The sequence below is a fragment of the Duganella vulcania genome (assembly GCF_009857655.1).
Taxonomy (GTDB): domain Bacteria; phylum Pseudomonadota; class Gammaproteobacteria; order Burkholderiales; family Burkholderiaceae_D; genus Rugamonas; species Rugamonas vulcania.
In genome coordinates, this window is record NZ_WWCX01000003.1 from 109,572 (window position 1) to 135,487 (window position 25,916).

Genomic DNA, 25,916 nt, shown 5'->3' on the forward strand with positions numbered 1-25,916 from the left:
GGATGGACTTCACCCAGCGGCCTGGAAGCTGCTGGGTTTTTTTATTGAGCGGAGAGATTATGAAAGTTAACTTTGCCGTGACGGCGGCGTGCGTACTCGGCATCCTGTATTTTTCCCAGAGTGTCATGCAGCCCATCGTGACCGCACTTGTGCTCAGTCTGGCGTTGGCGCCGTTGATACGCGCCATGGGCCGGGTGGGATTGTCGCGCGTGAATGCCACCTTTGCCGCGCTGGGGCTGGTGATCGTGGCCTTTGTCGGCGCCATGGCCGTGCTCGGCGCCAACGTGATGGCCTTGTCGTCCGACTTGCCGCAATACAGTGCCGAGATCCGCGCCAAGACCAAGCGGCTGGAAAAGATGGTGCAGCATCCGCTGGCACGCCTGGCGCCGACCCTGATGGACAGCGCACCTGCGGCGGCCGCGCCGGAAGCGGGGCCGCGTCCCTTGCCCGTCGAGATACGTGAACGCACCAGCACCCGGGACGCGATTGCCAAGGCGATCGGCGTGGTGTCCGGGCCCTTGGGCGAAGCGTTCCTGGTGCTGGTGCTGCTGATCTTCATCTTGCTGGACCGGGAAAACCTGCGCGACCGGCTGTTGCGCCTGGTCGGGCAACGCGACGTCAGCCGCACGATCCAGGGGCTGGAGGATGCGGCGGAAGGCGTGTCGCGGTTCTTCTTCACCCAGCTGGTGCTGAACCTGACGTTTGGCGTGGTCATCGGCCTGGCGCTCTGGCTGATCGGGATTCCCCACGCCGCGCTGTGGGGCAGTTTATGCGCGGCGCTGCGCTTCGTCCCCTACATCGGCGCGCTGATTGCGGGCGCGTCCATTGCGTTGTTTGCGGCGGCGGTGGATCCGGGATGGACACTGGCAGTCTATGCCATGGTGCTGTTCCTGATGCTGGAATTGCTGGTTGCCCATGTGATCGAGCCGCGGGTCTATGGGCAAAGTGTCGGCATGTCGCCCTTGGCGGTGATCGTGTCCGCCTTGTTCTGGGGCGCGATCTGGGGGCCGCTGGGCCTGCTGCTGTCGACGCCGTTGACGCTGTGTATTGTGGTCGCCGGCCGCTATATCAAGAGCCTGGAGCCCTTGAGCATCCTGTTTGCCGAGGCGCCGCATGCCGATGCGGCGCAGCGCTTCCACCACCGGGTGCTGAGCGGCGAGGCCGACGCCATCATTGACGACGCCCGCGTCTTCCTGCGCAAGGCGACGCTGGCGCGCTATTGCGACAAGGTGCTGTTGCCCGGCATGGCGCTGGCCAGCTCGGGCCTGCTCAGCAGACAGGTGGATCAGTTTCGCGCCACCGTCGCCATGGTCGCCGATACGCTGGCTGCCGGGCAGGCCAAGGGCAGTGGCCGTGGACGCAGGGTGTCCCTGTTGAATGAGAATATCGGCGCTCATCTGCGCCACCGGCGCGAGGAAAGGCTGGGGCGCTGGCAAGGGTCGCTGGACGTTCCCGCGCGGTCAGTCATCCTGTCGACGGCGCTGCCCGCCATGCGTGAAGAGTTCGTGAGCGAACTGCTGGTGCTGGTGTTTCGCGAGGCGGGCCTGGACGCGCGCAGCTATGTAATCAATCCCGGCGCGGGGCAGGACGACGACCCGGGCGCGGACCAGCTGATTTCCACGGTGTTCGTGTCCTATCCGGTGGAGAGCAGCCTTGATGCCTGGACCGCCGCGGTGGCCGAACTACGCTCCGCGCTGCCGGACGTCCCCCTGGCAACCGTTCGCCCGCGCCAGGACGTCAAGGTGGAGCAATCGCTGGTGGCCGCACAGGTGGATCTGGTGCTGCAAAGTTTTGAAGAGGCGCTGGCGTTCGTGGCGCCACGGCCTCCGGGTTGAAGGAACATCGGCCAGTCAGCACGGCCGCACGCAATTGCGCCCTGCGTGTTTCGCTTCATACAGGGCGGCGTCCGCGCGGGCGATGAGTTGCTCTCCCAGCAGTTCCGCGCTGGCTTGCGCGCTGTGGTCAAGGCTGGCAATGCCGATGCTGACGGTCCAGCGGATCGCTTCACCGTCGTCGCTGGCAAAGTGCATCGCCTCGACGTAAGCACGGATGCGCTCGGCCAGATGGGCCGCGCCCTCGGTGGTGGTGCCGGGCATGATGATGGCGAATTCCTCGCCGCCCAGGCGCGCCACCTCGTCGACGTCGCGCGCGTTGAGGGTGCAGGCGTCGGCCAGCGCCTTGATCGCCCGGTCCCCGGTCGGGTGTCCGTGGTTGTCGTTGATGCGTTTGAAATGGTCGATGTCCAGCATCAGCAGCGCGCACGGCTGGGACAGCCGCAGCAGGCGCGAAGTTTCACGCTGGAGCAGGTACTGGAAATGCCGCCGGTTGGCCACGCCCGTCATTGGATCCGTGTTGGACGCATCTTCCAGCGCCCGCTCGAGCAGGTAGCGCCGGTGGTAGCCCATGGCAAACGCCACGCAATTGCAGGCCAGGAAGATCGACGTGGGCCAGATGATCAGGCCGTACAGCTTGTCAGGAAATGGGTTCAGCCAGCCTGTCGACGCGAGCAGGAATGGGCTCAGCGTGACCAGCGCCAGCGCTGTCCAGTTGACGAACAGTGAGAATCCCAGGAAGAGCAAGGCCACCACCAGTGGATAGAACACAAAACTCATGATGGCGGTCGATAACCCGCCACTCAGCAGCCGCAGGATCGCGATATCGTGCAGTTGCGCCAGCACCAGGGCGATCAAGGCATACAGCGCCGCCCGCCGATGGCTGTCGGTGCGCCAGATGAACCAGGCGGGGATGAGCAGCCAGACGTAACATAGCCGCATCCAGATCAGGCCGGGCGCGGTTTGCGGATCGATGTTGAAATCGATCATCCATCCGCTGACACCCATGACCGCGGTGAGCAGAATGATCAGGCAAGTCTGGGGACGGTAGGCGAGGAATTTTCGTTGCAGGTATTCGCTGTCCCGGTTGTGCCGGAGGATTTCCGTCGCGTCTGTCATGCCGCTTCCTCAAGTGTTCTCCTTGCATGATCTTACCTCAATTCAACAGCGTGGCAGAATGTCTTCGCAAACCCGTCCAGCAGGGCATGACGCCGGCGCATTTCGGCCCGCTTTTTCGACGGGATCGCATCGAGGCAGGGCGCGCCGATCTCCTGGCACGCCAGGTCGAAGTCGCCATCGGCGCGGCGGCTGGCATGCAGTTCCTGCCACAGCTCGTCATAATCGGCATGCACCTTGCCTTGTCGCAGGGCGGCTTTCACGACGCGGTTTTGGTTGCCCACCATGCGCAGGCCCACGCAATGGTGCTGATGGGCCAGATGGCCAAGCAGGCGTACCAGCAAATTCTTGGGGCGCAAGCCGTGCAGCTCGCGGGTGGCTTCGCGGACCAGATGCAGTCCGTTCGCCCCTTTCGGTCCCTGCACGCAGCCGATGGCCAGCAGCATGCCCCGGTCTCCGGCGATGAAGGAGAAGGCACAACTGCTGACGACCATGTTCTCGTGCAGTAGCTGCAGTACGAGTTCGCCTTCGCGCTCCATCGGATCGACGGCGGCCAGCGCGAGCTGGAAGCGGCCGCCGGATTTTCCCGTGGTGGTGGCCAGGGTCGCGGGCACGCGTGCGGCGCGCAAGGTCAGTGGTCCCAGGCCGCTGGCAAACACAAAGCAGTAATGGTCGCGCAGGGCGGCCAGGCGCTGCCTTGGGGGCAGCGCCTGGCTCAGGTAAGGGCGGTAGACCTTGTAAATCAGCCGCGGCTTGACACGGGCAAGCTCGCGCAGCAGTGGTTGGGAGTTGAGCAACAGGAACCAGGCGCTGCTGGTGCTCCAGTTGCCGATGGCGCGCAGTGCCAGCTTGAGCAATTCGCGCACCCGCCGCAAGCCCGACAGGTCGGCGACAGCGGATCGGATGGTAATCTGGGTTGACATTTTTGTGCATGGGATAAAAAAAGGCAAGCGCCGGGCCGGAGCCCGGTGCTTGCCAAGGGGGAGGCGTGTGTCAGGCCGCGGGCGGGTATTCCGGCTTGCGCGGCGTACCAACGAGGCGGGCGGCCCAGCCGGCGATGCGGCCGTTGAACAGCAATTCGTAGAGGACCGGCACCAGGCCCAGGGTGATCAGCGTCCCCAGCAGCAGGCCGCCCATGATGGTGACGGCCATGCCGGTCCACAGGGTGCCCGCGAACAGCAGCAGCGGGATCAGGCCTGCGATGCAAGTCAGTTTGGTCATGATGATAGGCCGCAGCCGCGCAACGGCGGCGGCCACCACGGCTTCACGCATGGGCAGGCCAGCGGCCAGCTCCACTTCGATGCGCTCGAGCAGCAGCACCGCGTTGTTGACGATAATCCCGGCCAGCGACAGCAGGCCGAAGTTGGCCATGAAGCCGAGCGGCTCTCCGGCAATCACCAGTGCGGGGCCGGTACCAATCATGGCGAACGGGATGATTCCGACAATCAGGGCCAGCTTGCGGAATGAGCCGAACTGCCAGATGAACAGTATCAGCATCGCCACGACGGCCCCCGGCAGATATTTGCCGAGCGAGGAGTTCGATTCGGCCGCTTCCTCCAGCTCGGCGCCGATCTCAATGCGGTAGCCGGGCGGCAGTGCGATACGGGCGATGGCCGGCGCGGCCAGGTCGACCGCTTGCTGGGCCGTGCCCTGCGTGTTGCGCGCGCTGACGGTCAGCGTACGTTCCAGGTTGCGGCGGCGGATCGTCGACGGTTCCGTGCCCAGGCTGACACTGGCCACCGCCGACAGGGGCACGGCGGCGCCTCCGCTTGCTGGCTGGACCAGGGTCTGGGCCATGTCTTCCGGCGTGATGCGCTCGGCCTGGCTGCCGCGTACGACCAGGGGCACCAGCGTGTCGCCATCGCGCAGCACGGAGACCGCGGCGCCGCTGTTGCGGGTGGCCAGCGCACTGGCAATTTCCTCGCTGCTGATGCCGAGGCGGCGGGCCTTGTTCTGGTCGACCTCGATATCCACGCGCGACAGGCGTGGACCCCAGTTGTCCTTGACCTGCACCAGCCCGGGCAAGGGGCGCAGGGCGTCTTGCACCTGCTGGCCGATCTTGCGCAGCACGGCTTCATCGCCGCCCGAAATGCGATAGGCCACCGCGCCCGCGTCGTTGGACGTGCGCGAGAAGCGCTTGGCGTCAACGCGCACGTCCGGGTGATGCGCGGTCATCCAGTCCTGGGTACGGGCCATGGCCTCGGCAAGCTTGTTTGGATCGGCAACGGTGACGGTGAAGTAGCCAATATTCGAGGCGGGCAGTGGCGGGTTCAGCACCAGCACCACGCGCGGACCGCCTTCGGCCACATAACCAATGCTGGTGGTGACCTCGGGATTGGCGCTGCGGTCGCCGAGCCAGCGGCTCAAGTCGCGCACCACGTCCTGGGTGCGGCGCGAGTCGCTTCCGGGCTGGAGTTCAAGCTCGACCTGGAACTGGGGACGGTCCGAGGGCGGCAGGAAGCCGGCTGGGCGGCTGCCCAGCACCGTCAGGGCGATCGCCAACACGGCACACATCCCGGCAAGGAAAATGCCTTTATGGTCGAGCACGCGGCGGATGGTGCGCGCGTAGGCGGCGTAGAAGCGGCTTTGCTTGGGCGCCTCGTCATGGGCATGCCCTGCCTGCAGGAAGTGGTAGCACAGCAGTGGGGTGACGGTCAGGCACAACACCCAGGAACCGAGCAGGCACAGCGTCAGCACCACGACCAGCGGACGCAGGTACTCGCTGGTGGAGGTGTTACCGAAGAAGAAGGGTGAGAACGCGAAGATGATCACCAGCGAGGAGGCCAACAGCGGAATGGCGAGCGTGCGGCCCGCCTCGATGCAGGCGTGGCGGCGGTCTTCCCCCGCGGCCAGGCGGCGCTCGACGTCTTCCACGATGACGATGCCGTTGTCGACCAGCAGGCCGAGGGCGATGATGATGGCGGCCATGGAGACAATGTGCAATTCGATGCCGATGGCACGCATGACCAGCAAGGTGGCGAGGATGGTGAGCGGCACGATGCTGCCCACCACGACGCCGGCGCGCCAGCCGAGGAACAGCACCACCACGATCATCACGATGATGACCGTTTCCAGCATCACCTGGTTCATGTGGCCCATTTCGGCGGCCACCACATCGGGCTGGAAGGTCACATAGTCCAGCGTAAAGCCGGCGGGCAGCTGGTGTTCCAGTTCGTCCACGCGCTCCTGCAGCGCCTTGCCCACGGCCTTGATGTTCTGGCCGCGGCGCATCGCGACGCCCAGCACCACCGCATCCTGGCCGCGCAAGATGGCGGCGCTTTCGACGGGATCGGCCTTCCGCAGCTGAACCTGGGCGATGTCACCCAGGCGCACGCTGGCCGTTGCGGCGGACTTGTCCGCGCCCGGCACGCTGAGCAGGAATGCCTTGAGCGCGGGCAGCGAGCGGATTTCACCCGATGCCACGACCGCGCTGTTGATCCCGGCAATGACGGCCTGGCCGCCGGACTGCACCACGTTTTGCTGCTGCAATTGCTGCAGGACGCTGCCGCTCGATAGGCCCAGGGCCGCCATGCGGGCGCGGTCGAATTCGATGTACACGCGTTCCTCCTGCAGGCCGTGGAAGCTGACGCCTTGCACGCCTGGCACGCGCAGCAAGCCTTCACGCAGCTGTTTGAGCGGCGCGCGCATTTCGCTCATCGAGAACCCCGGCGCCGTGACGGCAATCGAGGCAATGGCGACGCGGCCAAAGTCATCGTCCACCTGCGGCGGCAGCGTGCCGGAAGGGAAGTAGGGAACGGCCTCGTCCACCTTGGAGCGCATGCGTTGCCAGACCGGCACGAGATCGCGCACGTCTTCGCGCAGGCTCACTTGCACCAGCACGCTGCCGGCGCGCACGGTACTGGTGACGGCCTTGAGTTCGCTTAGCTGGCGCAGGCGTTCCTCCAGCGGGCGCGCGACCAGTTGCTCCATGCGCTCGGCCGGCAGGCCGGGATTGGCCACCAGGATCACGCCTTCGCGCATGGTCACGGATGGCTCTTCCTGGGAGGGAAAGGTGAGGAAGGCAAAGGCGCCGGTGACCAGGATCAGCAGCGCGACAAAGAAAGTCAGCCGGCTTGAATTCAGCGCGGAGGAGGTGAGCTTCACTGTTGGGCTCCTTGCAGCAAGGTCTGCGACCGGTGCGCGACCACCGCCTGGCCTTCGCTCAGGAACGCGGTGCCGGCGACCACCACCTGGTCGCCGATGCTGACGCCACTGGTGATGGCGACGCGCCCTTCGGGCAGAAGGCGGCCGTCGGTGCCGACCGGGCGGCGCTGCACGCTGCCGTCCCTGACGAGGTACACGCTGGCGCCCTTGGCGTCATTGGCGGCGATGATGGCGCTCGCGGGCAGCGTCAGGGTTGGCGTGCCCTGGCGTGGCAGTTCCAGCGCCACGGCGGCACCGCTGCGTATGCCTGCGGGCGCCTGCTCGACACGGAAGATGGCTTGTACCAGCGAACCATTGTCGCTGCGGCCGGAGAGGCGTTCCAACTTGACGGCTAAACGATCATTGCCGCTGCGGGCTTGCGCCGCCATCCCGGGCTTCAAGTGGGCGATCGCCGCATCGGGAAGCTGGGCGACCAGTTCCAGCGCGTTCCCCGACTCCAGCTGCAAGATGGTTTGGCCTTGGCCGACATCGACAAAGGGCTGTGCCGAGCGTGCCACCACCTGGCCGTCGAACGGCGCGGTGATGCGGGTCAGTTCCAGGTCACGGCGCGCAGTGGCGAGAGCCGCTTCGGCGGCGGCTTGCTGGCTTGCGGCCAGTTGATGCGACGCTTGCGCCGCTTGCAACGCCGCCGGGGAAATGACACCGTCGCGGGCCAGGGCCTGTTGCTGGTGCAGCCAGGTCTGGCGCTCGGCCAGCGTGGCGTGGGCCGCGTCGCGCTCGGCCACCGCCTTGTCGAGCCGCCAGCGCGCCGGGGCTGGATCGAGTTGCGCCAGGACCTGGCCCGCGCGCACCTGATCGCCGACATCGGCTTTGATCAGGGTGAGACGGCCGGCGGTTTCGAAGCTCAGATCGGTGCGCTGGCGGGCGCGCAGGGTTCCGACAAAGCTGTCGGCTTGTTGGCTGGCGCTATCGCCGGCAACTTCAATTTTGACCGGTTTTGGGGGAGTGGCAGCCGGGGGAGCGTGCCTGGCGCAGGCCGCCATCAGCAGGGCGGCGCTGAGCGCGCAGAGGGAACGGGTACGCATGGGGGATCTTCCTTATAAATGCGATGGTGTTTCGGTTCATGGCAGGGCGCGGATAGCGCTGTCCAGGGCGGCGCGCATCGCATCGCGCTGCTGAGGGGTAAATTGGTGCAGGTTGAGCAATTCGAGCAAGGCGATGCCGTCCAGTGCCGCAGCCAGGAGCAGCGCCTGGTCGGCCTGTTCGCCGCTTTGGCCCAGCCAGCCATAGCTGCGTGCGTAAAGGCCTTGTACTGGCGCGATCAGTTGCGGATGCGACGATACGGCGGCGAGCAAATTGGTCAGCAGCCGGCGCTGCTCCGGGGGCATCTCGAATGTCTCGCGGGACATCTGGCTCAGCGCCGATTTGATGGTCGGACCGTCCGCAGCCTGGTGCTCTTGCGGGCGGGCCAGCACGTCGTATTCGTTGACCATGCGCTCCACGAGGGCGGCGAGCAGATCGTCACGGGTCTTGAAGTGATAGATCAGGCCAGCCTTGGTGACATTCGCGGCCAGGGCGACGGCATCGATCGTTAATTGTTGGACGCCGTGTTTGCCGACAACAGCGGCGGCGGCATCCAGTAATTGGTCGCGCTTGCTGGTGCGGCCGGGTCGTTTTTCCGTGGAGGTCATGGGGTTTTCCTTTTCATTTGATTCTTTACTTTACGTATAGTATAGTTTTGAAAAACTGCTGTCAATTGAAAAGGTGTGTCAATGAAGATTCTTAATTCCCTTCCTCTGCTTGCCGCTGTGGCGGCGTTGTGCGGGTGTGCCGGCATGGCACCTGAAATTGCGCCGAAGATCGCGCAGAAAGCGACGGATGTAGAGATCCCGGCACAGTGGGCAGGTGCTGTTCCGCCTGCCGACGGCGCGGTGTCCGCCGCCTGGTGGCAGGCGTTTGGCGATCCGGTGCTCGATGCGCTGGTGGTGTCGGCGCTGGTGAACAACCAGGATTTGAAAATTGCCGCCGCCCGGCTGGAACAGTCCCGCGCGCTGGTCGATGGGGCAGTGGCCGAGCGCCGTCCCCGTTTGGACGCCAGCGCCGGGGCGCAGCGTGGACGCGATGGCGCAGGCAGCCCGAAGATGGAGCGTACCGCGCTGGGCCTGCGCGCTGGCTGGGAGGTCGACCTGTTCGGCCGCGGCGCCCAGGGCGTTTCCGCGGCCCGGGCGGATGCGGAGAGTGTGCGCCGTGGCTGGCAAGCCGCACGGATCGCGCTGGCGGCGGATGTCGCGACGGCCTACTTCGAATTGCGCACGATCGAGCATCGCCAGGCGCTGCGCCGCGAGGCGATCGAAGTCGCCCAGCGCCAGGTTGAAGTGTCGTCGCGCAAATTCCGGGCCGGCATGGCGACCTCGCTGGATATGCAGCGCTGGGATAGCGAACTGGCACAGGAACGCGCCGCGCTGGCGCAGATCGATGGCCAGCATCAGGTTCGCTTGCGCCAGCTGTCGCTACTGCTCGGAAGCAGCCAGGCGCCGGCCCTCGGTGCGGCTGTCTTGCCAGCGGAGGTGCCGGGAGCGCCGGCGACGCTGCTGCCCGGTGAGTTGCTGGAACGGCGGCCCGATGTGCAGCGCCAGGCCCGCGCTTTGGATGCGGCATTGGCGCGGGCCGGCGTGGCGCGCCGCGATGTCTATCCCAGCCTGCAGATCGGCTGGTCCGCCTCGCGGGAACGCCTGGCGGAGCAGGGGGCCGCGGTGGCGCCGCAACTGGCGGTCGGTTATGGCGTGTCGCTCAGCATGCCGATCCTCGACGGCGGCCGCATCCGAGCCAATATCGCCGTGCAGGACGCGCGCGTGGCCGAGGCGATGGCAGAGTACGAGAAGGCCATGCTCGGCGCATTGGTCGATGTCGAGTCGCGCCTGAGCCAATGGTCGGCGTCCGGCAGCGCGCTGCAAGAGTGGCGGCGCGCGGACGCTGCTGCCGGCACTGCCGTGCAACACACGGCACGGCTGTACGAAGCTGGGACGGTCGACATGGGCGCGGTGCTGGACGCGCGCCGCGTGCATGTGCAGTCGCGCGATGCGCTCGCGCAAGCGGTCGGCGCGCGATGGGAGGCGGCAGTGGGATTGCGGCGGGCCTTCGCGGGCCCGTTGTGATGCGCCCCGATAGTACAATGGCGCCGCGCTGACGGCGCGCGCATGGCAAGGCGTGGCCCGGCCGGCGTCCACACGGGAGAGCACATACATGAACCAGTTGCGTTTCGACCTGAGCGATTTGCAGGCGATGGTGGCGGTGGTGGAGCAGGGCGGCTTTCGTGCCGCCGCGACGGCCTTGCACCTGTCGCAGCCGGCGCTGTCGCGCCGCATCGCCAAGCTGGAAGAAGCGTTGAACGTCAAACTGTTCGAGCGCAGCACCCGGCGCGTGTCGCTGACCTTGATGGGCCGCGAGTTCTTCGTGCAGGCGCAGGAGATACTCGACGGCGTCGAGCGCTCGCTGCACCAGATCAGCGACCTGTCGCGGACCCATTCGGGGCAGGTGACCGTGGCCTGCGTGCCATCGGTGGCGCATCACTTCCTGCCGCCCATCCTGCAGCGCTTTCATGTGGCGCTGCCGCGCGTGCGCGTGCGGGTGGCCGACGAGGGCGCGCACGAGGTGTTGAACATCGTCGCGCGCGGCGAGGCCGATTTCGGCGTCAACTTTCTCGGCGCGGGCGAGCCGGGGATCGATTTCGAAGCCATCCTCAAGGAACGCTTCGTGCTGGCCTGCCTGGCGGACCACCCGCTGGCGCGGCGCCGTTCGGTCAGCTGGGACGATATCGGCAAGCATCCGTACATGACCGTGGCCAAGTCCAGCGGCAACCGCCTGCTGCTGGACCAGGCGATGGCGCCGGCCGAACAGCGGCCGGCCTCGTTCATCGAGGTGCGCCACGTGTCGACCCTGCTGGAGATGGTGCGCGCGGGGCTGGGGGCCGCCGTCGTGCCCCAGCTGTCGATGCCGGCCGGCGCCACCGGCGCGATGCTGCGCGCCGTGCCGCTGACCGCGCCGGGCATCGAGCGCACGCTGGGCATTATCCGCCGTTCCGGCCGGGTGTTCTCGCCGGCGGCCCAGCAGTTGTATGAGGAACTGAAGGCGGCGCTGACCGCTTGATTGATGCTTTCAGGGTATCAATACGAAGAAAGTATGCATTTTACTTTCGCTATGACCCTCCTGATAATGACCAGACAAAAATCTGATCGTAAAACAGGAGATACTCATGCAGACCTCTATCGTGTGCGCGGCCGTGCTGGCGTTCGCCATTCCGGCGGCCTCCGCCGAACAACTGGACATAATGAATTCCGGCGGCTACACGGCGGCCTATCTGGCGCTCAAGCCGCGCTACGAGGCCGCCAGCGGCGACACGCTGGCCACCGCCTGGGGGCCGTCGATGGGCAAGTCGCCGGAGGCGATACCCAATCGCCTGGCGCGCGGCGAACCGGCCGATGTCGTCATCATGGTGGGCTACGCGCTCGACCAGTTGATCGCGCAGGGGAAGGTCGATCCCGCCAGCCGCACCGAGCTGGCCGACTCCCGCATCGGCATGGTGGTGCGCGCCGGCCATGCGCTGCCCGATATCTCGACCGTCGAGGCGTTCAAGGCGACCTTGCTCGGCGCCGGGTCGATCGCCTATTCCGACAGTGCCAGCGGGGCCTACATCGAACGCGAACTGCTGAAGAAACTCGATATCGAGGCGGCCGTCAAACCCAAGGCCCACATGGTGCAGAAGACCCCGGTCGCCATCCAGGTGGCCGAGGGCAAGTACGAACTGGGCTTCCAGCAGGTCAGCGAGATCCTGCCGGTGCGCGGCGCCACCTTCGTCGCCCGCATCCCGGAGCCGCTGCAAAGCGTGACCCGCTTCGCGGCCGGCATTCCGGTGCAGGCGCGCCATCCCGAGGCCGCCCGCAAGCTGCTGCGTTTCCTGGCCGGGCCGGAGGCGCGTGACGCGGTGGCCGCCAGCGGCCTCGATCCCTTGCCGAACAACTGAGTTCCCCACGTTTTTCCACCCCTGATGCCGCCGATGCGCGGCCAAGCGAGACCACAATGACTGCCACTTCAACCAGGACGCAATCCCGCGTCGGCATGGTGCTGCGCGTTACCAGCGGCAATTTCATGGAAATGTTCGATTTCTTCCTGTTCGGGTTTTACGCGACGGCCATCGCCAAGGCGTTTTTCCCGTCCGATAACGAGGTCGCGTCACTGATGATGACGCTGATGACCTTTGGCGCCGGCTTCCTGATGCGCCCGCTGGGCGCGATCGTGCTGGGCGCCTACGTCGACCGCGTCGGCCGCCGCCAGGGCCTGATCGCCACCCTGGCGCTGATGGCGCTGGGCACGGTGCTGATCGCCTGCGTGCCCGGCTACGCCAGCATCGGCGCGCTGGCGCCGGCGCTGGTGCTGATCGGCCGCTTGCTGCAGGGCTTTTCCGCCGGCGCCGAGCTTGGCGGCGTGTCGGTGTATCTGGCGGAGATGGCCACGCCGGGCCGCAAGGGCTTCTATGTCAGCTGGCAGTCGGCCAGCCAGCAGGTCGCGATCATCGCGGCGGCGGCGCTGGGCTACGGCCTGAACCTGTGCTTCACGCCGGCGCAGATGGGCGCCTGGGGCTGGCGCATTCCGTTCTTCATCGGCTGCATGATCGTGCCGGTGCTGTTCGCGATCCGCCGTTCGCTGCAGGAGACCGAGGAGTTCCAGCGCCGCACCCATCGTCCGACCTTGCGCGCCATCCTGCGCTCGATGCTGGACAACTGGGGCCTGGTGGTGTCCGGCATGATGCTGGTGGCGCTGACCACGGTCTCGTTCTACCTGATCACCGTCTACACGCCGACCTTCGGCAAGACCGTGCTCAAGCTGAGCACCGGCGACAGCCTGATCGTGACGCTGTGCGTGGGCCTGTCCAACTTCATCTGGCTGCCGCTGATGGGCTCCCTGTCCGACCGCGTGGGCCGCCGCCCGCTGCTGCTGACCTTTGCCTTGCTGACCATCGTCACCGCCTATCCGGCCATGCGCTGGCTGGTGGCCGACCCGAGCTTCGGCCGGATGCTGGCGGTGGAGTTGTGGCTGTCCTTCCTGTACGCCAGCTACAACGGCGCGATGGTGGTGGCGCTGACCGAAGTGATGCCGGTGGAGGTGCGCACGGCGGGCTTCTCGCTGGCCTACAGCCTGGCCACGGCGCTGTTCGGCGGCTTCACCCCGGCCATCGCCACCGCGCTGATCGAAGCCAGCGGCGACAGGGGCGCGCCGGGACTGTGGATGACGGCGGCGGCGGGGTGCAGCCTGTTCGCGACCTGGATGCTGTACCGGCGCCACGATATGCGGCAGGCCGTGCTTGCGCCTGCGCACTAGATCGAGCAGGGCGCGGGCATCGAGGAGGTCAACAAGGCGATCATTCGCATGGACGTGGCCACGCAGCAGAACGCCGCGCCGCCGGCGGCCAGGATGGACGTCATCTGGCGCGGCTTTGATGCAGATCAAGGTTCTTGGGGGAGGCGTTGGACTACAGTGACCCTGCCTCAATAAAACTCAAGAGCCGAGAGCCATGATTTCGCTCTACACCTGCCCGATGCATCCGGAGATACGCCGGGATCATCCGGGAAGCTGCTGCGGCAGCCGATGGTGGCGGCGCCGGCGATGAGCCTGAGTTCGGCGTCCGTCATCGGCAACGCCTTGCGCCTGCGGTGACTTGTCAACATCATCCTCTGGAGCTAATGTGCGAAAACTTCTCATTCTTCTGCTGGCAACGCTGACGCTCTCGCTCAGCGGCTGCGGCTACAACACCCTGCAGGCAAGCGATGAACAGGTCAAGGCCAGCTGGTCCGAAGTGGTGAACCAGTACCAGCGGCGCGCCGACCTGGTGCCCAACCTGGTCAATACGGTCAAGGGCTATGCCGCCCACGAACAGAGCGTGCTGACCGAAGTCACCCAGGCCCGGGCGCAAGCAAGCTCGATCCAGGTGACGCCCGCCGTGCTGGCCGATCCCGCCGCGTTCGCCAAGTTCCAGCAGGCCCAGGGCGCGTTGTCGGGCGCGCTGTCGCGCCTGCTGGCGGTGAGTGAAAACTATCCGCAGCTCAAGGCCGACGCCGGTTTCCGCGATCTGCAGGCGCAGCTCGAGGGTACCGAGAACCGCATCACGGTGGCACGCAAGCGCTACATCGAGTCGGTGCAGAACTACAACGTGACGGTGCGTTCCTTTCCCAGCAACCTGACGGCCAGGATGTTCGGCTTTGAGCTCAAGCCCAACTTTACGGTGGAGAACGAGAAAGCGGTCAGCACGGCGCCCGCCGTCTCCTTCGACGCGCCAGCGAAGCCGGCGCCGGCCAAGTGAGATGAGCTTCCCCCGGCTCCCTTGGATGGTTGTCGCGGCCCTGTGCGTGCTGGGCAGTCTGGCATTCGCCCAGGATGCGCTGGTGAAGGTGCCGCCGTTAAACTCGCCGGTCACGGACCTCACGGCCACCCTGAGCGCCGACCAGCGCAGTGGCCTGGAGGCCGATCTGCGCGCGTTCGAGCAGCGCAAGGGGAGCCAGGTGGCCGTGCTGATCGTTCCAACGACCAAGCCCGAGTCGATCGAGGCATACGCGATACGGGTGGCCGAACAATGGAAGATCGGACGCAAGAAGATAGACGACGGCGCCATCCTGGTGGTGGCCAAAGACGATCGCGCCTTGCGCATCGAGGTCGGGTATGGGCTGGAGGGGGCGCTCAACGATGCAACGGCCAAACGCATCATTGACGAGGTTATCGTGCCGCGCTTCCGGCAAAACGATTTTTATGGCGGGATAGCCGCCGGTACCGCCAGCATCATCAAAGTGGTCGACGGCGAGGCGTTGCCGGCCGCTGAGTGGGAGCGCCGGCCCGATGAGCTCCCGGGGTTGCGGCAATGGCTGCCGGTCGCCCTGATCGCCGCGCTGGTGCTTGGCGGGATCCTGCGGGCGGTGCTTGGCCGTGTACCCGGCGCCGTGGCCGCCGGTGGCATCATCGGCCTTGCCGCCTGGCTGCTCGCGGGCGCGGCGGTGATTGGATTGATCGCCGGCATGCTCGGCTTCGTGTTCACGCTGGCCGGCGGTTCGCGCCTGGCCGGCATGTACCTCGGCAGCGGCCACGGCCGTGGCGGCTGGGGTGGTGGCGGGGGAGGTGGTGGCTGGGGCGGGGGCGGTGGTGGATTTGGCGGCGGTGGCGCGTCAGGAAGGTGGTAACGATGGACTTCGCACGCACGGCAAGACACCTGCTGACCAGCCAGCGCACGGCCAGGCGCTATTTCACGGCCCGGGGCCTGGCTGCGATCAAGGCTGCCATCGCCGAGTCCGAGACTGCTCATCTGGGAGAAATCCGGTTTGCCATCGAGGCGGCATTGCATCCGGCCCAGCTGTGGCACGATGTCACGCCGCGTGAACGCGCGGTCGAACTCTTTTCCGAACTACGGGTATGGGACACGGAGCACAACAGCGGCGTGCTCATCTACGTTCTGCTGGCCGACCACGCCATTGAAATCCTTGCGGACCGGGGCATCCACGCGCGCGTCGGCGGCGCCACATGGGATGCGATCGCGCAGACCATGCAGGCCGATTTCGCGGCCGGCCGGTTCGAGGCGGGAGCGCTCGGCGGCATCGCCGCCGTCTCCTGCGAATTGGTCGCCTGCCTGCCAGCGAAGGAGGGCAATCCGGACGAATTGCCCAACGACGTAACCTTGCTGTGAGGCGGTCGGCTTACTTAGCCGTATCCGGCGTGGCCTCCATCCGGTCCATCATCATCTGCATCATCATCTTCATCATGCCCATCTGTTGCTGGGTCGCGTCGGGGGCGCCTGGCTTGCCGCAGCCCATGGTGCCGGACGGGCCGTTCATCATCGACATCGCGTCTTTCATCGTCTTCATGTGCTCGCCCATCAAGGCCTTGCGGTCTTCCGGGGTTTTGGCGTTCATCATCTTTTCATGCATTTCCTGCATGTGCTTCATTTGCGCATCCATCTTCGTCGCAGGCGCGGAGGCGGCGGGATGGTGCGCATCGTGCTTCGGCTGGTCTTGTGCCGCAGCCAGCATCGGGCTCATGATCAGCGCGAGCGCCAACGCGATAGTTTTGCTTTTCATGTGGTTCTCCAGAGTAGGTCGGCAGCCAATGGGTGCCGATCCATACTACGGAGGTGGTCGTCGAATTTGATTGATCCAAATCAAAACACCACAAATACCCCGATTGCACGCGCTGACTGATCAGTGTTTCTCGAACACCAGTTCGCTTTCGCCGCGCTGCATCAGCAGGCTGCCATCCCGCACCGCGAGCGTGTGGTCGAAGCGCGCCTGCGGCGGCGCCGGCGGCTCGAAGTCCAGCTGGTAGGTGCCGCGCCGCGCATCCGCCGCCGGCACGGTGTACACCATCCATTTGTTGTCGTTCACTTCCGGGTGGCTGATTGCGATCTGGCGCACCGGCGCATCGAAGGTGGTGTACCAGCCCTGCGCGCCGGTGCGGCCTTCCGCTTTGAGCGGCGCATCGCCCAGCAGCGCGATCTTGAGGCCGGGGATGATCTTGCCGTGGTAGCGCATCTCGACCCGCACCCGGCCGGCGATCACGGTGATGGGCGGCGCCCCGGTGGACGGCCGCATCGACGCTGCCCGCGCCGTGGCGCTCTCGGAACGGAACACCACTTGCTGGCCCAGGACTTTCCAGCTGCCATGGGCGTATTCGTCCACCGCGCCGTAGGCCATCGAGTACTCGAATTTGCCGTTCGGCCGCAGCAGGATCTCGGCACCCACTTCCGTCACGCCGCGCAGATAGTAGTGGCCGGGCAGCGTGGCTTGCAGTGCCAGGTCGTCGGCGCTGGCCTGCTGCGGGACCGGCTTCGCCTCAGCCTCAACCACGGCCGGGCTGGCCGGCGCGACCCAGCCGGCCTTCTCCAGCAGAGCCGCCAGCGGTGGGTTCTTGCTGTCGGCGATCGATGCCCAGGTGTCGGCGCTGAAGGTTTCGCGGCGCGATCCCAGCTGCGGCAGGCGTTCCACCAGGTTCTGGCCCAGCCAGCCTTCCAGCAGCGGATCGGCGTAGCGGGACAGGTGCAGCGCCAGGGTTTCCTGCATGTTGCCGCAGTCGCTGCCGGTGCCAAAGCCGTGTTCGCGCAGCAGGGCCCAATAGCTGGCCGGCGACTCCAGCACGACCTTGGCCAGATGGATATTCGAATAGAGGCAGGCCCGCTTCAGCGGCAGGCTGAAGTTCTTGCTCACCTTGCGCAGCATGTCGGCGTCGAGCGACGCGACGGCCCGGTCCAGCGCCGTGCCCCATGGCGTAAAGGTGGTGGTGTCGATCACGCCGCCGTGGGCCAGCAGCATGTCCAGCGCCTCCATATTCCCCTGCGAAATCGCATAGTCCACTGGGCTGGGCTGCAGCCCGCCGTTGTTCAGCTTGTTGCGTCGATTCGGATTTTCTCCCTGCGCCAGGATCGAAGGCAGCAGGTCCGTGCGGTCCGAGCGGATGGCGACAAACAGGAAACGCGGCGCGCCCGGCTTGGCGGCCGGCGCGCGATTGCGCAGCAAGCCCCGCTGGATCAGCAGCGTCGCCACGTCGGGGTCCGGCGCGGCGAAAGCTGCATCGATGGCGTTTTCGCTCAAGTCCTGCACCGGGGCTCCGGCGTTGATCAGCTTGCGCACGCGCGCCACGCTGATCGGGTTTGCTCCCGTCAGCACTTGCTCCAGTGGCGGGTTGCGCAGCTTCGACAGCGATTTCTTTTGCACCCGCACGATATGATCGAGCAGCAGGTCCAGCACGGCGTCGTCGTCGCCGGGCGCCGCCAGCGCCATCGACAGCGCAGGATCGGCGCCGGCGAGGGGATCCACGCCTTGTGCCAGCAAGGCTTTCACGCTGCCGGCGTCGTTGTCGCGCGCGGCGTTGGCCAGATCCTCCTCGCTGCCGCCGGCGCTGACGGGCGCGCCCAGTGCGGCCAGTTTCGGTATCCATTCGAAGCGGCGCGCGCGGGTGGCGTGGTTCAGCAGCGTACCGAATCCCACGCCCGCGCTGCCGGCGTAGAGAGTGCGGTAATCATGAGTCGAGCCCTCTTGTTGCGGACCTTGCTCCTGCCAGTGCATATCCTTGACCAGCAATTGCTGCAGCACCTGGTCGCGTTCCGGCGCGTTGCTGTGCATGGCCAGCATGGCGGCATCGAGCCAGAGGTCGCGCTTATCCTTGTCGTAGCGCGGCAGGCGCTGCTTGAGCCAGGCGATGGCGTCGGCATTGCCCGCTTCGGCCGCGAAATCAAAGAGGGTTTTGCCTTCTTCGCTGTCGGCCGGACTGGTGCCGGTTTTCAGCAGGGCGTCCAGCACCTCGGTGCCGCGCGTCTGCGACAGCACGGCTGGCCACATCAAGTAGTCGGCAAAGGGACGCGAGATCTTGTCTTCCTCGTTCTTCTTGCGCTTGTTTTCGATGTCGTAGCGGATGTAAGGCCGCAGCGCGCCGGCCTGCAGCAGCGCCAGGATATTCCCGGTGCGCTGTTGCGGGGTGATCAGCTCCGGTACACCGCGCCCGTGCTCTTTTTGCTCCAGTGCGAACTCCAGCGGCGCCAGCATGCTGTTCTGGCCGCCGAACTGGCGCGGATCGGCGCCTTGCTTGAGCAGCATCCGCACCATCTCGGGCGTGCCGAACATCGCGGCCAGGTGCAGCGGCGCGGCGTTGTCGCGGCCGGTGCCCTCGTCGATGCTGGCGCCGCGCGCCAACGCCAGCGCCAGCATGCGGGTCTTGGCCGGCAGCAGCGCCGCGTGGCGGGCCTGCATCGCTTGCCAGTGGGCGGTGTCGCGGGCATCTTTTTCCTCCCGGCGCCATGCGTCGGCTTCCGCGCGCAGGCTGGCCGCCGGCAGCAGCAAGGCATGCAGCAGCTTGTCGCCTTCGACCAGGTAATCGTTGAGGTGGTCCACCTTGGCCAGCAAACGGGTGAATTCCGCTTCGTCGCCCTCGCTGGCCGACTTGAACAGGGCCAGCACCTCGGGCGTCGGCGCCAGCTCCCCGCGCGCATGCTCGACATAGTTCACCTTGCGCTGCATGCCGTAGCGGGATGCCCGGGGCAGGGCGTCACCTTTCTTCCACTGGGCGATCAGTGCGTCCGCTTCGCCGAGTTGTTGTTCGGTCAGAGTGTCGTCCCAGGCGTCCTCGTGCCGCAGCGCTTCCTTGCCGCCACCCTGGACGGCCAGGCGGTGCAGGGTGTAGCCCAGCACATAATCCTTCGGCACGCCGTACCCCATGGCGTAAAAATTACTGAGATCCTGCTGCGCATCCGCGCTGCCGCCTTGCGCGGCCTTGCGCAGCCAGAACTCGGCCAGCTTGGGGTCCACCGACAAGCCATAATCGGATTTCCAGTACAGCGTGCCCAGTTTGTAGGCGGCCTCGATGTCGCCCTTTTCTGCGCTGGCCTTGTACCAGTCGCGCGGATCGCGCCGGCCCGTGACGGAGGTGCTTGGCAGCGGCGCGCCGACCTTCCAGGCGGTCGCGATGCTTTCGGCCTCGGCCAGCTGTTCCGGCGACATTTCCGCCGCGCCGCGCTGCAGGATCGCAGCGAGATCGACGCCCTCGGCCTTGTCCGGGCGACGGCTGGCCATCAGGAAGAAGGCATGGGCCAGCACGCGGTCGTAGGCCACGCCTTCGGCGCGCTGACGGCGCGTGGCCAGCTCGTACAAATCGTTGGCGCCGCCCAGCGCCGCCAGGCTGGCGATCCACCTGGTGGACTGCCCCCGGTCCGTCTCCGCGAATTCGACGTCGTAGATGGCGATCAACTGGCGCTGCGCCTCCGTGTTGCCTGAGCGGGCCGCCAGCAGGTACCAGGGTTCCGCTTTGCGGGCATTGCGCGTCCAGTCCTGGCAGCGCCGGTCCTTGTTCATGTAGAGGTCGCCCAGCGCGGTCTGGGCCGCCGCGTCGCCGGCCTCGGCGACCGGCGTGAGCGCGCTGACCGCCTCGTCGCAGCGGCCGTCCTCATAGGCGGCCAGGCCGCCCGCCAGGTCGGCGTGGGCGGTCCCGGCCAGGCCGATTCCCATGCCCAGCAGGGCCAGCGTGAGGACTTTTCGTTTCATATGTGCTTTCACAATGCTGCGGCGAAGCCGCGAAGGCCACCATGATAAACGGGAAACATATTTTTATGGCAACACCGTTGAAGCTTGGCGGAGTCCGTCGCAAAAATGGCTTGAGTTTTATAGATTATGTCTGTAATCTATTTTTAGCGTTTGCTTGAACTCTAAATTACGAGGGCCTTATGAACACGACATTCCCCACTTTCCCCCGGCGCACCGTCATCGGCGCCGCGCTGCTGCTCGGCCTGGCCGCGTGCAGCCAGCCGGCGCCGCCGCAGGACACGGTGGCGCGGGTCGCCTGGTTCACCGCCCAGCCGGCCGCGTCCGGCGTGGCCAGTTTCACCGGTGTCGTGCATGCGCGGACCGAAAGCAACCTCGGTTTCCGCGTGGCCGGCAAAATCGTCGAGCGCCTGGTGGATCCCGGCCAGATTGTCCGCAAGGGCCAGCCGCTGATGCGCATCGACGCGGTCGATTACGACCTGGCGCTGGCCGCCGCCCGTTCGTCGGTCGACGCGGCGCAGGCGCGCCAGGTGCAGGCGGTGGCGGAGGAGGCGCGCCTGCGCAACCTGCTGGCCCACGGCGCCACCTCGGCCCAGGCCTACGAGCAAGCCAAGGCCGCCGCCGACGCCGCCATCGCCCAGACCCGCGCTGAATCGGCAAGGGCGCGCGAGACCGAGCACCAGCGCGACTACGCCGTGCTGCTGGCCGACATGGATGGCGTGGTGCTGGAAGTGCCGGCCGATGTGGGGCAGGTGGTGCCGGCCGGCCAGAGCGTGGTCAAGCTGGCGCGCCAGGGCGTGCGCGAGGCGCAGGTCTTCCTGCCCGAGCAGGAGCTGGCGCTGGCCAGGCGTCCTGCCAGTGCCTCGCTGTACAGCGAACCGGGCAGCTCGGCGCCGGCCACCTTGCGCGAGCTGGCCGCCGTCGCCGATCCGCAGACCCGCACCTACCTGGCGCGCTACACGCTGAGCGGCAGCGCAGCCCAGGCGCCGCTGGGCGCCACGGTGACGATACGCATCGCCACGGCCAGTTCGGCCGCGATCAGCGTGCCGGTCAGCGCCCTGACCGACCAGGGCAACGGTCCCGCCGTCTGGGTGATCGACAACAAGAGCTCCACCGTCAGCCTGCGTCCGGTGACGGTGGCGCAATTGGGAGAAGAGCAGGCCAGCCTGTCGCAGGGGCTGGCCGCAGGCGAGCGCGCGGTGGCGGTCGGCGGCCATCTGCTGAAGGCCGGCCAGAAGGTTCGCCTGCTGGCCGAGAGCAAGACCGGGAGCGGATCATGAGCGGCTTCAACCTGTCCGCCTTTGGCGTGCGTGAGCGCGCCATCACGCTGTTCCTGATCATCGCCATCAGCGCTGCCGGGCTGTTCGCCTTCTTCCGTCTCGGGCGGGCGGAGGATCCCAGCTTCGTGGTCAAGGTGCTGACCGTGGCCGTCAGCTGGCCGGGCGCGACCGCCAGCGAAATGCAGGAGCAGGTCGCCGACCGCCTGGAAAAGCGCCTGCAGGAACTGGAGGCCTACGACCGCGTGGAAACCAGCGCGCGGCCCGGACTGGTGACCATGAAGGTCTACCTGAAGGACGACGCTTCGGCCAAGACGGTCGAGGACCAGTTCTACCAGGTGCGCAAGAAGCTGGGTGACGAGGCGATCAACCTGCCGCGCGGCGTCCTCGGCCCCTTCGTCAACGACGAGTTCTCGGACGTGTATTTCTCGCTGTTCTCCCTGAGCGGCAAGAAGCTGCCGCACCGCCAGCTGGTGCTGAAGGCGGAAGATGTCCGCCAGCGCCTGCTGCATGTGCCGGGCGTGCAGAAGGTGAACATCCTGGGCGAGCAGCAGCAAAGGATTTTTGTCGAGATTTCGCACGAGCGCCTGGCTACGCTGGGCATCAAGGCGCAGGCGGTGATCGATGCGCTGGGCCGGCAGAATACCGTCACCTCGGCCGGCTTCGTCGAAACGCGCGGGCCGCGCGTGCAGCTGCGCCTGGACGGCGCCATCGACAGCGTCGACAGCGTCAAGGCCATCCCCATCGCCGCCGCCGGCCGCACGCTCAAGCTGGGCGACATCGCCGACGTGCGCCGTGGCTACGAAGACCCGGCCAGCTTCGCCATCCGCACCCAGGGCGAGGCATCGCTGGTGCTGGGCGTGGTGATGAAGCGCGGCTACAACGGCCTGCAGCTGGGCCGCGACCTCGGCGCCGCCCATCAGACGCTGCAAGGCGAACTACCAACCGGCATCGAACTGGCGCAGATCTCCGACCAGTCGCTCGCCATCAAGGCCGCCGTCAACGAGTTCATGATCAAGTTCGTGGTGGCGCTGGCGGTGGTGATCGTGGTCAGCCTGGTCACGCTGGGCTGGCGCGTCGGCCTGGTGGTGGCCGCCGCCGTGCCGCTGACGCTGGCCGCCGTGTTCGTCATCATGCTGGTGACCGGCCGCGTGTTCGACCGCATCACGCTTGGCGCGCTGATCCTGTCGCTCGGCCTGCTGGTGGACGACGCCATCATCGCCATCGAAATGATGGTGGTGAAGATGGAGGAGGGCCTGAACCGGGTCGCCGCCGCCACCCACGCGTGGACCGCGACGGCCGCGCCCATGTTGTCGGGCACGCTGTTGACCATCATCGGCTTCCTGCCGGTCGGCTTCGCGCGTTCCACCGCCGGCGAATACGCGGGCAACATCTTCTGGGTGGTGGCCTTCGCGCTGATCACCTCGTGGGTGGTGGCGGTGCTGTTCATTCCCTACATGGGTGTGAAGATGCTGCCGGACATACCGGTCAAGGCCGGTGGCCACGACGCCATCTACAGCACGCCGAACTACCAGCGCCTGCGCCGGCTGGTGCGCTGGTGCGTGGACCACAAGTGGCTGACCGCAGCCGTCACCGTCACCTTGTTCGCATTGGCGGGCGTGGGCATGGGCGCGGTGCAGAAGCAGTTCTTCCCCAACTCGGAACGTCCCGAATTGACACTGGAAGTGAACCTGCCGCCGGGCAGCGCCTTCGCCGCCACCGACGCGGCCGTGCGCCAGATCGAGGACGCGCTGCGCAAGGAGCCGGAAACCAAGCTGGTGTCGAGCTATGTCGGCCAGGGCACGCCGCGCTTCTTCCTGTCGGTCAATCCCGAGCTGCCCAACCCGGCCTTTGCGCAGCTGATCGTGCTGACCGCCGGCCCGCAGGCGCGCGACATTCTGAAGCAGAAAATCCGCGCCATGATCGCCGAGGGCCGCTTCCCGCAGGCGCGGGTGCGCGTCAGCCAGTTCCTGTTCGGGCCGCCGGTGCCGTATCCGGTGCTGTTCCGTGTGGCCGGTCCCGACCTGGACCGCGTGCGCGAGCTGGCCGGGCAGGTGCGCGCCGTCATGGCGCAGAACCCGGACATGCGCGACGTCCACCTCGACTGGGGCAACCGCACGCCGTCGCTGCACCTGGCGCTGGACCAGGAGCGGCTGCGCCAGGTTGGCCTGTCGCCGCGCGACGCGGCCACCCAGTTGCAGGCGCTGTTGAACGGCATCCCCGCGACCCAGGTGCGCGAAGGCTTGCGCACCGTGGATGTGCTGATCCGCAGCCCGCACGCCGAGCGCAACAACCTGGCCGACCTCCGCAACCTGACGCTGACCACCGACAGCGGCGCCAGCGTGCCCTTGTCGCAAGTGGCGCGGCTGGAGACGCGCATGGAAGACTCGGTCCTCAAGCGCTATGACCGCGAAAGCTATATCGCCGTGCAGGGCGACATCCGCGACGGCACGCAGCCGCCGGACGTGACCAAGGCCATCCTGCCCAGGCTGGAGCAGCTCAAGGCCAGCCTGCCGCCCGGCTACCACATCGACACCGGCGGCGCGGTGGAGGAGAGCGCCAAGGCCGACACGGCGCTGGCCAAGCTGTTCCCGCTGATGATCATCCTGATGCTGGCGGTGATCATGGTGCAGGTGCGGTCGTTCGCGACGATGTGGATGGTGTTCGCCACCGCGCCGCTGGGCCTGGTGGGCGCGGTGCCGACGCTGCTGGTGTTCCATCAGCCGTTCGGCTTCAACGCCATCCTCGGCCTGATCGGCCTGGCGGGCATCTTGATGCGCAACACGCTGATCCTGGTGGACCAGATCCAGCACGACCTGGCCGCCGGCCTGACGCCTTACCAGGCCGTGATTGAATCGACGGTGCGCCGCGCGCGGCCGGTGATCCTGACGGCGGCCGCCGCCATGCTGGCCTTCATCCCGCTGACCCATTCGAGCTTCTGGGGGCCGCTGGCGTATGTGCTGATCGGCGGCGTTGGCGTCGGCACGGTGCTGACGCTGCTGTTCCTGCCGGCGCTGTATTCGCTGTGGTTCAGGGTCAGCAAGCATGCCGCCGCGGCGGTTGAATCGAACGATATGGAAACCAGGGAGGCAGCATGAACACCGTCGTCAAACAATTGAGCGGCGTGCTGGTCGCGCTGCTGGCGGGCTGCTCGCTGGCGCCGACCTATGAACGTCCTGCGCTGCCGGTGGCCGGCGAGTGGCCGGCCGCGGGCGCGCCGCAACACGCGGACGAAGGCCCGTCGGCGCGCAGCGTGCCGTGGCAATCGTTCTTCCGGGACGAGCAGTTGAAGCAGCTGATCGGCATGGCGCTGGAACACAACCGTGACCTGCGCGTGGCGACATTGAACATCGAGCGCGCCCGCGCCCTGTATCAGGTGCAGTCGGCCGACCGGCTGCCGGGCGTGAACGCCGGCTTGAGCGGCGCGCGCCAGCGGGTGCCGGACCTGGTGGCGCCTGGCGGCCGGGGCGGACTGACCACCAGCTACACGGCGGGCCTGGGCGTGACCGCCTTCGAGCTGGACTTGTTCGGCCGCGTGCGCAATCTATCGGGTGCGGCGCTGGAGCGTTTCGCCGCGACCGAGGAAGGGCAGCGCGCCGCGCAGATCAGCCTGGTGGCGCAAGTGGCGTTCAGCTACGAGGCGGTGCTGGCCGACGAGCAGTTGCTGGCGCTGGCCCGCCAGACGCTGGACAGCCGCAGCGCCTCGCACCAGCGCCAGACGTTGCTGCGCGCCTCGGGCGCCAACTCGGACTACGACTTGCGGCAATCCGAGTCGCTGCTGGAGGCCGCGAAAATCGCGGTGCTGCAGGCGCAGCGCCAGCGCGCGCTGGACGAGAACGCGCTGGTGGTGCTGATCGGCCGGCCGGTGCCGGCGGCCTTGCTGCCCGGTCCCGGCAAGCGCTGGGACGGCGAGGCCATCGCGGCCCTGCCGGCCGGGTTGCCGTCGGACTTGCTGACGGCGCGGCCCGACATCCGCCAGCAGGAATCGCTGCTGCGCGCCGCCAACGCCAACATCGGCGTGGCGCGGGCCGCGTTCTTCCCGCGCATCAGCCTGACCGGCGCGTTCGGCTCGTCGAGCGACGCGTTGGGCGGCCTGTTCGATTCCGGCAGCCGCGCCTGGAACTTCCTGCCCCAGGTCACGCTGCCGATCTTCGACGGCGGGCGCAACCGCGCCAATCTCGGCGCGGCCTTGGCGGAGCGTGACATCGCGGTGGCGCAGTATGAAAAGACGGTGCAGGTCGCGTTCCGCGAGGTGGCCGATGCGCTGGCCGGCCACGCCACCCTGGGCGAGGAACTGCGGGCGGTCAGGGCGCAGGAACAGGCCGAGCAGGCAAGGCACGACCTGGCCAGGCTGCGCTACGACAGCGGCGAGGCCAGCTACCTTGAATACCTGGACGCGCAGCGCGCCTTGTTCGCGGCGCAGCAGCAGGCCATCCGGGCCGGCCTGGCCGAGCTGCAAAACCGCATCGCCTTGTACAAATCGCTGGGTGGTGGGTGGAGCGCGCCGCAAGGCTAGCGTTCCGAAGGGC

General features: G+C 66.9%; 19 protein-coding genes. 12 read left to right on the forward strand and 7 right to left on the reverse strand.

Annotated features, from left to right (window positions below; genetic code table 11):
- Positions 1 to 59: 59 nt before the first annotated feature.
- Complete coding sequence (locus GTP90_RS04945) at positions 60 to 1,835, forward strand: AI-2E family transporter (RefSeq protein WP_161082446.1); 1,776 nt, start codon at positions 60 to 62, stop codon at positions 1,833 to 1,835.
- A 15-nt stretch (positions 1,836 to 1,850) separates the two neighbouring features.
- Here GTP90_RS04945 and GTP90_RS04950 read toward each other — a convergent pair whose 3' ends face one another.
- From GTP90_RS04950 to GTP90_RS04970, 5 genes are all read right to left on the reverse strand, one after another.
- The gene (locus GTP90_RS04950; RefSeq protein ID WP_161082447.1) at positions 1,851 to 2,951 is read right to left on the reverse strand and encodes a GGDEF domain-containing protein; all 1,101 of its coding nucleotides are present in this window, start codon (positions 2,949 to 2,951) and stop codon (positions 1,851 to 1,853) included.
- Positions 2,952 to 2,983: 32 nt separating this feature from the next.
- Entirely contained in the window at positions 2,984 to 3,871 is an 888-nt protein-coding gene (locus tag GTP90_RS04955) for a DUF535 family protein (RefSeq protein WP_161082448.1), read from the reverse strand.
- Positions 3,872 to 3,941: 70 nt separating this feature from the next.
- Positions 3,942 to 7,052, reverse strand: a complete 3,111-nt coding sequence (locus GTP90_RS04960; protein WP_161082449.1) for an efflux RND transporter permease subunit — start codon at positions 7,050 to 7,052, stop codon at positions 3,942 to 3,944.
- On the reverse strand, positions 7,049 to 8,137 hold the full coding sequence (locus GTP90_RS04965) for an efflux RND transporter periplasmic adaptor subunit (protein ID WP_161082450.1): 1,089 nt from the start codon (positions 8,135 to 8,137) through the stop codon (positions 7,049 to 7,051). Before GTP90_RS04965 ends, GTP90_RS04960 begins: the two co-directional genes overlap by 4 nt.
- Before the next feature lie 36 nt (positions 8,138 to 8,173).
- A complete protein-coding gene (locus GTP90_RS04970) occupies positions 8,174 to 8,743 on the reverse strand; it encodes a TetR/AcrR family transcriptional regulator (RefSeq protein ID WP_161082451.1) in 570 nt (189 codons plus the stop codon).
- Positions 8,744 to 8,824: 81 nt separating this feature from the next.
- Between GTP90_RS04970 and GTP90_RS04975 the strand changes: the two genes are divergently transcribed.
- From GTP90_RS04975 to GTP90_RS05005, 8 genes are all read left to right on the forward strand, one after another.
- Positions 8,825 to 10,207, forward strand: a complete 1,383-nt coding sequence (locus GTP90_RS04975; protein WP_161082452.1) for an efflux transporter outer membrane subunit — start codon at positions 8,825 to 8,827, stop codon at positions 10,205 to 10,207.
- Between the two features lie 88 nt (positions 10,208 to 10,295).
- The gene (locus tag GTP90_RS04980; protein ID WP_161082453.1) at positions 10,296 to 11,198 is read left to right on the forward strand and encodes a LysR family transcriptional regulator; all 903 of its coding nucleotides are present in this window, start codon (positions 10,296 to 10,298) and stop codon (positions 11,196 to 11,198) included.
- Positions 11,199 to 11,304: 106 nt separating this feature from the next.
- Positions 11,305 to 12,072 carry a substrate-binding domain-containing protein gene (locus GTP90_RS04985; protein WP_161082454.1) on the forward strand — a complete coding sequence of 256 codons (768 nt, stop codon included), beginning with the start codon at positions 11,305 to 11,307 and terminating at the stop codon, positions 12,070 to 12,072.
- Between the two features lie 56 nt (positions 12,073 to 12,128).
- The gene (locus GTP90_RS04990) at positions 12,129 to 13,427 is read left to right on the forward strand and encodes an MFS transporter (protein WP_161082455.1); all 1,299 of its coding nucleotides are present in this window, start codon (positions 12,129 to 12,131) and stop codon (positions 13,425 to 13,427) included.
- 217 nt (positions 13,428 to 13,644) lie between these two features.
- On the forward strand, positions 13,645 to 13,716 hold the full coding sequence (locus tag GTP90_RS36810; protein ID WP_254451736.1) for a hypothetical protein: 72 nt from the start codon (positions 13,645 to 13,647) through the stop codon (positions 13,714 to 13,716).
- 75 nt (positions 13,717 to 13,791) lie between these two features.
- Positions 13,792 to 14,406 (forward strand): LemA family protein, encoded by a 615-nt coding sequence (locus tag GTP90_RS04995; protein WP_161082456.1) that lies wholly within the window; start codon positions 13,792 to 13,794, stop codon positions 14,404 to 14,406.
- Positions 14,407 to 14,431: 25 nt separating this feature from the next.
- Positions 14,432 to 15,274 (forward strand): TPM domain-containing protein, encoded by an 843-nt coding sequence (locus GTP90_RS05000; protein WP_254451732.1) that lies wholly within the window; start codon positions 14,432 to 14,434, stop codon positions 15,272 to 15,274.
- 2 nt (positions 15,275 to 15,276) lie between these two features.
- On the forward strand, positions 15,277 to 15,774 hold the full coding sequence (locus GTP90_RS05005; protein WP_161082458.1) for a TPM domain-containing protein: 498 nt from the start codon (positions 15,277 to 15,279) through the stop codon (positions 15,772 to 15,774).
- Positions 15,775 to 15,784: 10 nt separating this feature from the next.
- On the opposite strand, the gene GTP90_RS05010 is transcribed toward GTP90_RS05005, so the two are convergent.
- Positions 15,785 to 16,165 carry a hypothetical protein gene (locus tag GTP90_RS05010; RefSeq protein WP_161082459.1) on the reverse strand — a complete coding sequence of 127 codons (381 nt, stop codon included), beginning with the start codon at positions 16,163 to 16,165 and terminating at the stop codon, positions 15,785 to 15,787.
- Positions 16,166 to 16,285: 120 nt separating this feature from the next.
- On the reverse strand, positions 16,286 to 20,113 hold the full coding sequence (locus tag GTP90_RS05015) for an SEL1-like repeat protein (RefSeq protein WP_161082460.1): 3,828 nt from the start codon (positions 20,111 to 20,113) through the stop codon (positions 16,286 to 16,288).
- A gap of 179 nt (positions 20,114 to 20,292) precedes the next feature.
- Between GTP90_RS05015 and GTP90_RS05020 the strand changes: the two genes are divergently transcribed.
- From GTP90_RS05020 to GTP90_RS05030, 3 genes are read left to right on the forward strand one after another with little or no spacing between them, the layout of a single operon-like run.
- Positions 20,293 to 21,390: an efflux RND transporter periplasmic adaptor subunit gene (locus tag GTP90_RS05020; protein WP_161082461.1), complete on the forward strand. Its 1,098-nt coding sequence runs from the start codon at positions 20,293 to 20,295 to the stop codon at positions 21,388 to 21,390.
- Positions 21,387 to 24,485, forward strand: a complete 3,099-nt coding sequence (locus tag GTP90_RS05025; protein ID WP_161082462.1) for an efflux RND transporter permease subunit — start codon at positions 21,387 to 21,389, stop codon at positions 24,483 to 24,485. The genes GTP90_RS05020 and GTP90_RS05025 overlap by 4 nt, the downstream gene beginning before the upstream one ends.
- A complete protein-coding gene (locus GTP90_RS05030; protein WP_161082463.1) occupies positions 24,482 to 25,903 on the forward strand; it encodes an efflux transporter outer membrane subunit in 1,422 nt (473 codons plus the stop codon). Before GTP90_RS05025 ends, GTP90_RS05030 begins: the two co-directional genes overlap by 4 nt.
- Positions 25,904 to 25,916: the final 13 nt, after the last annotated feature.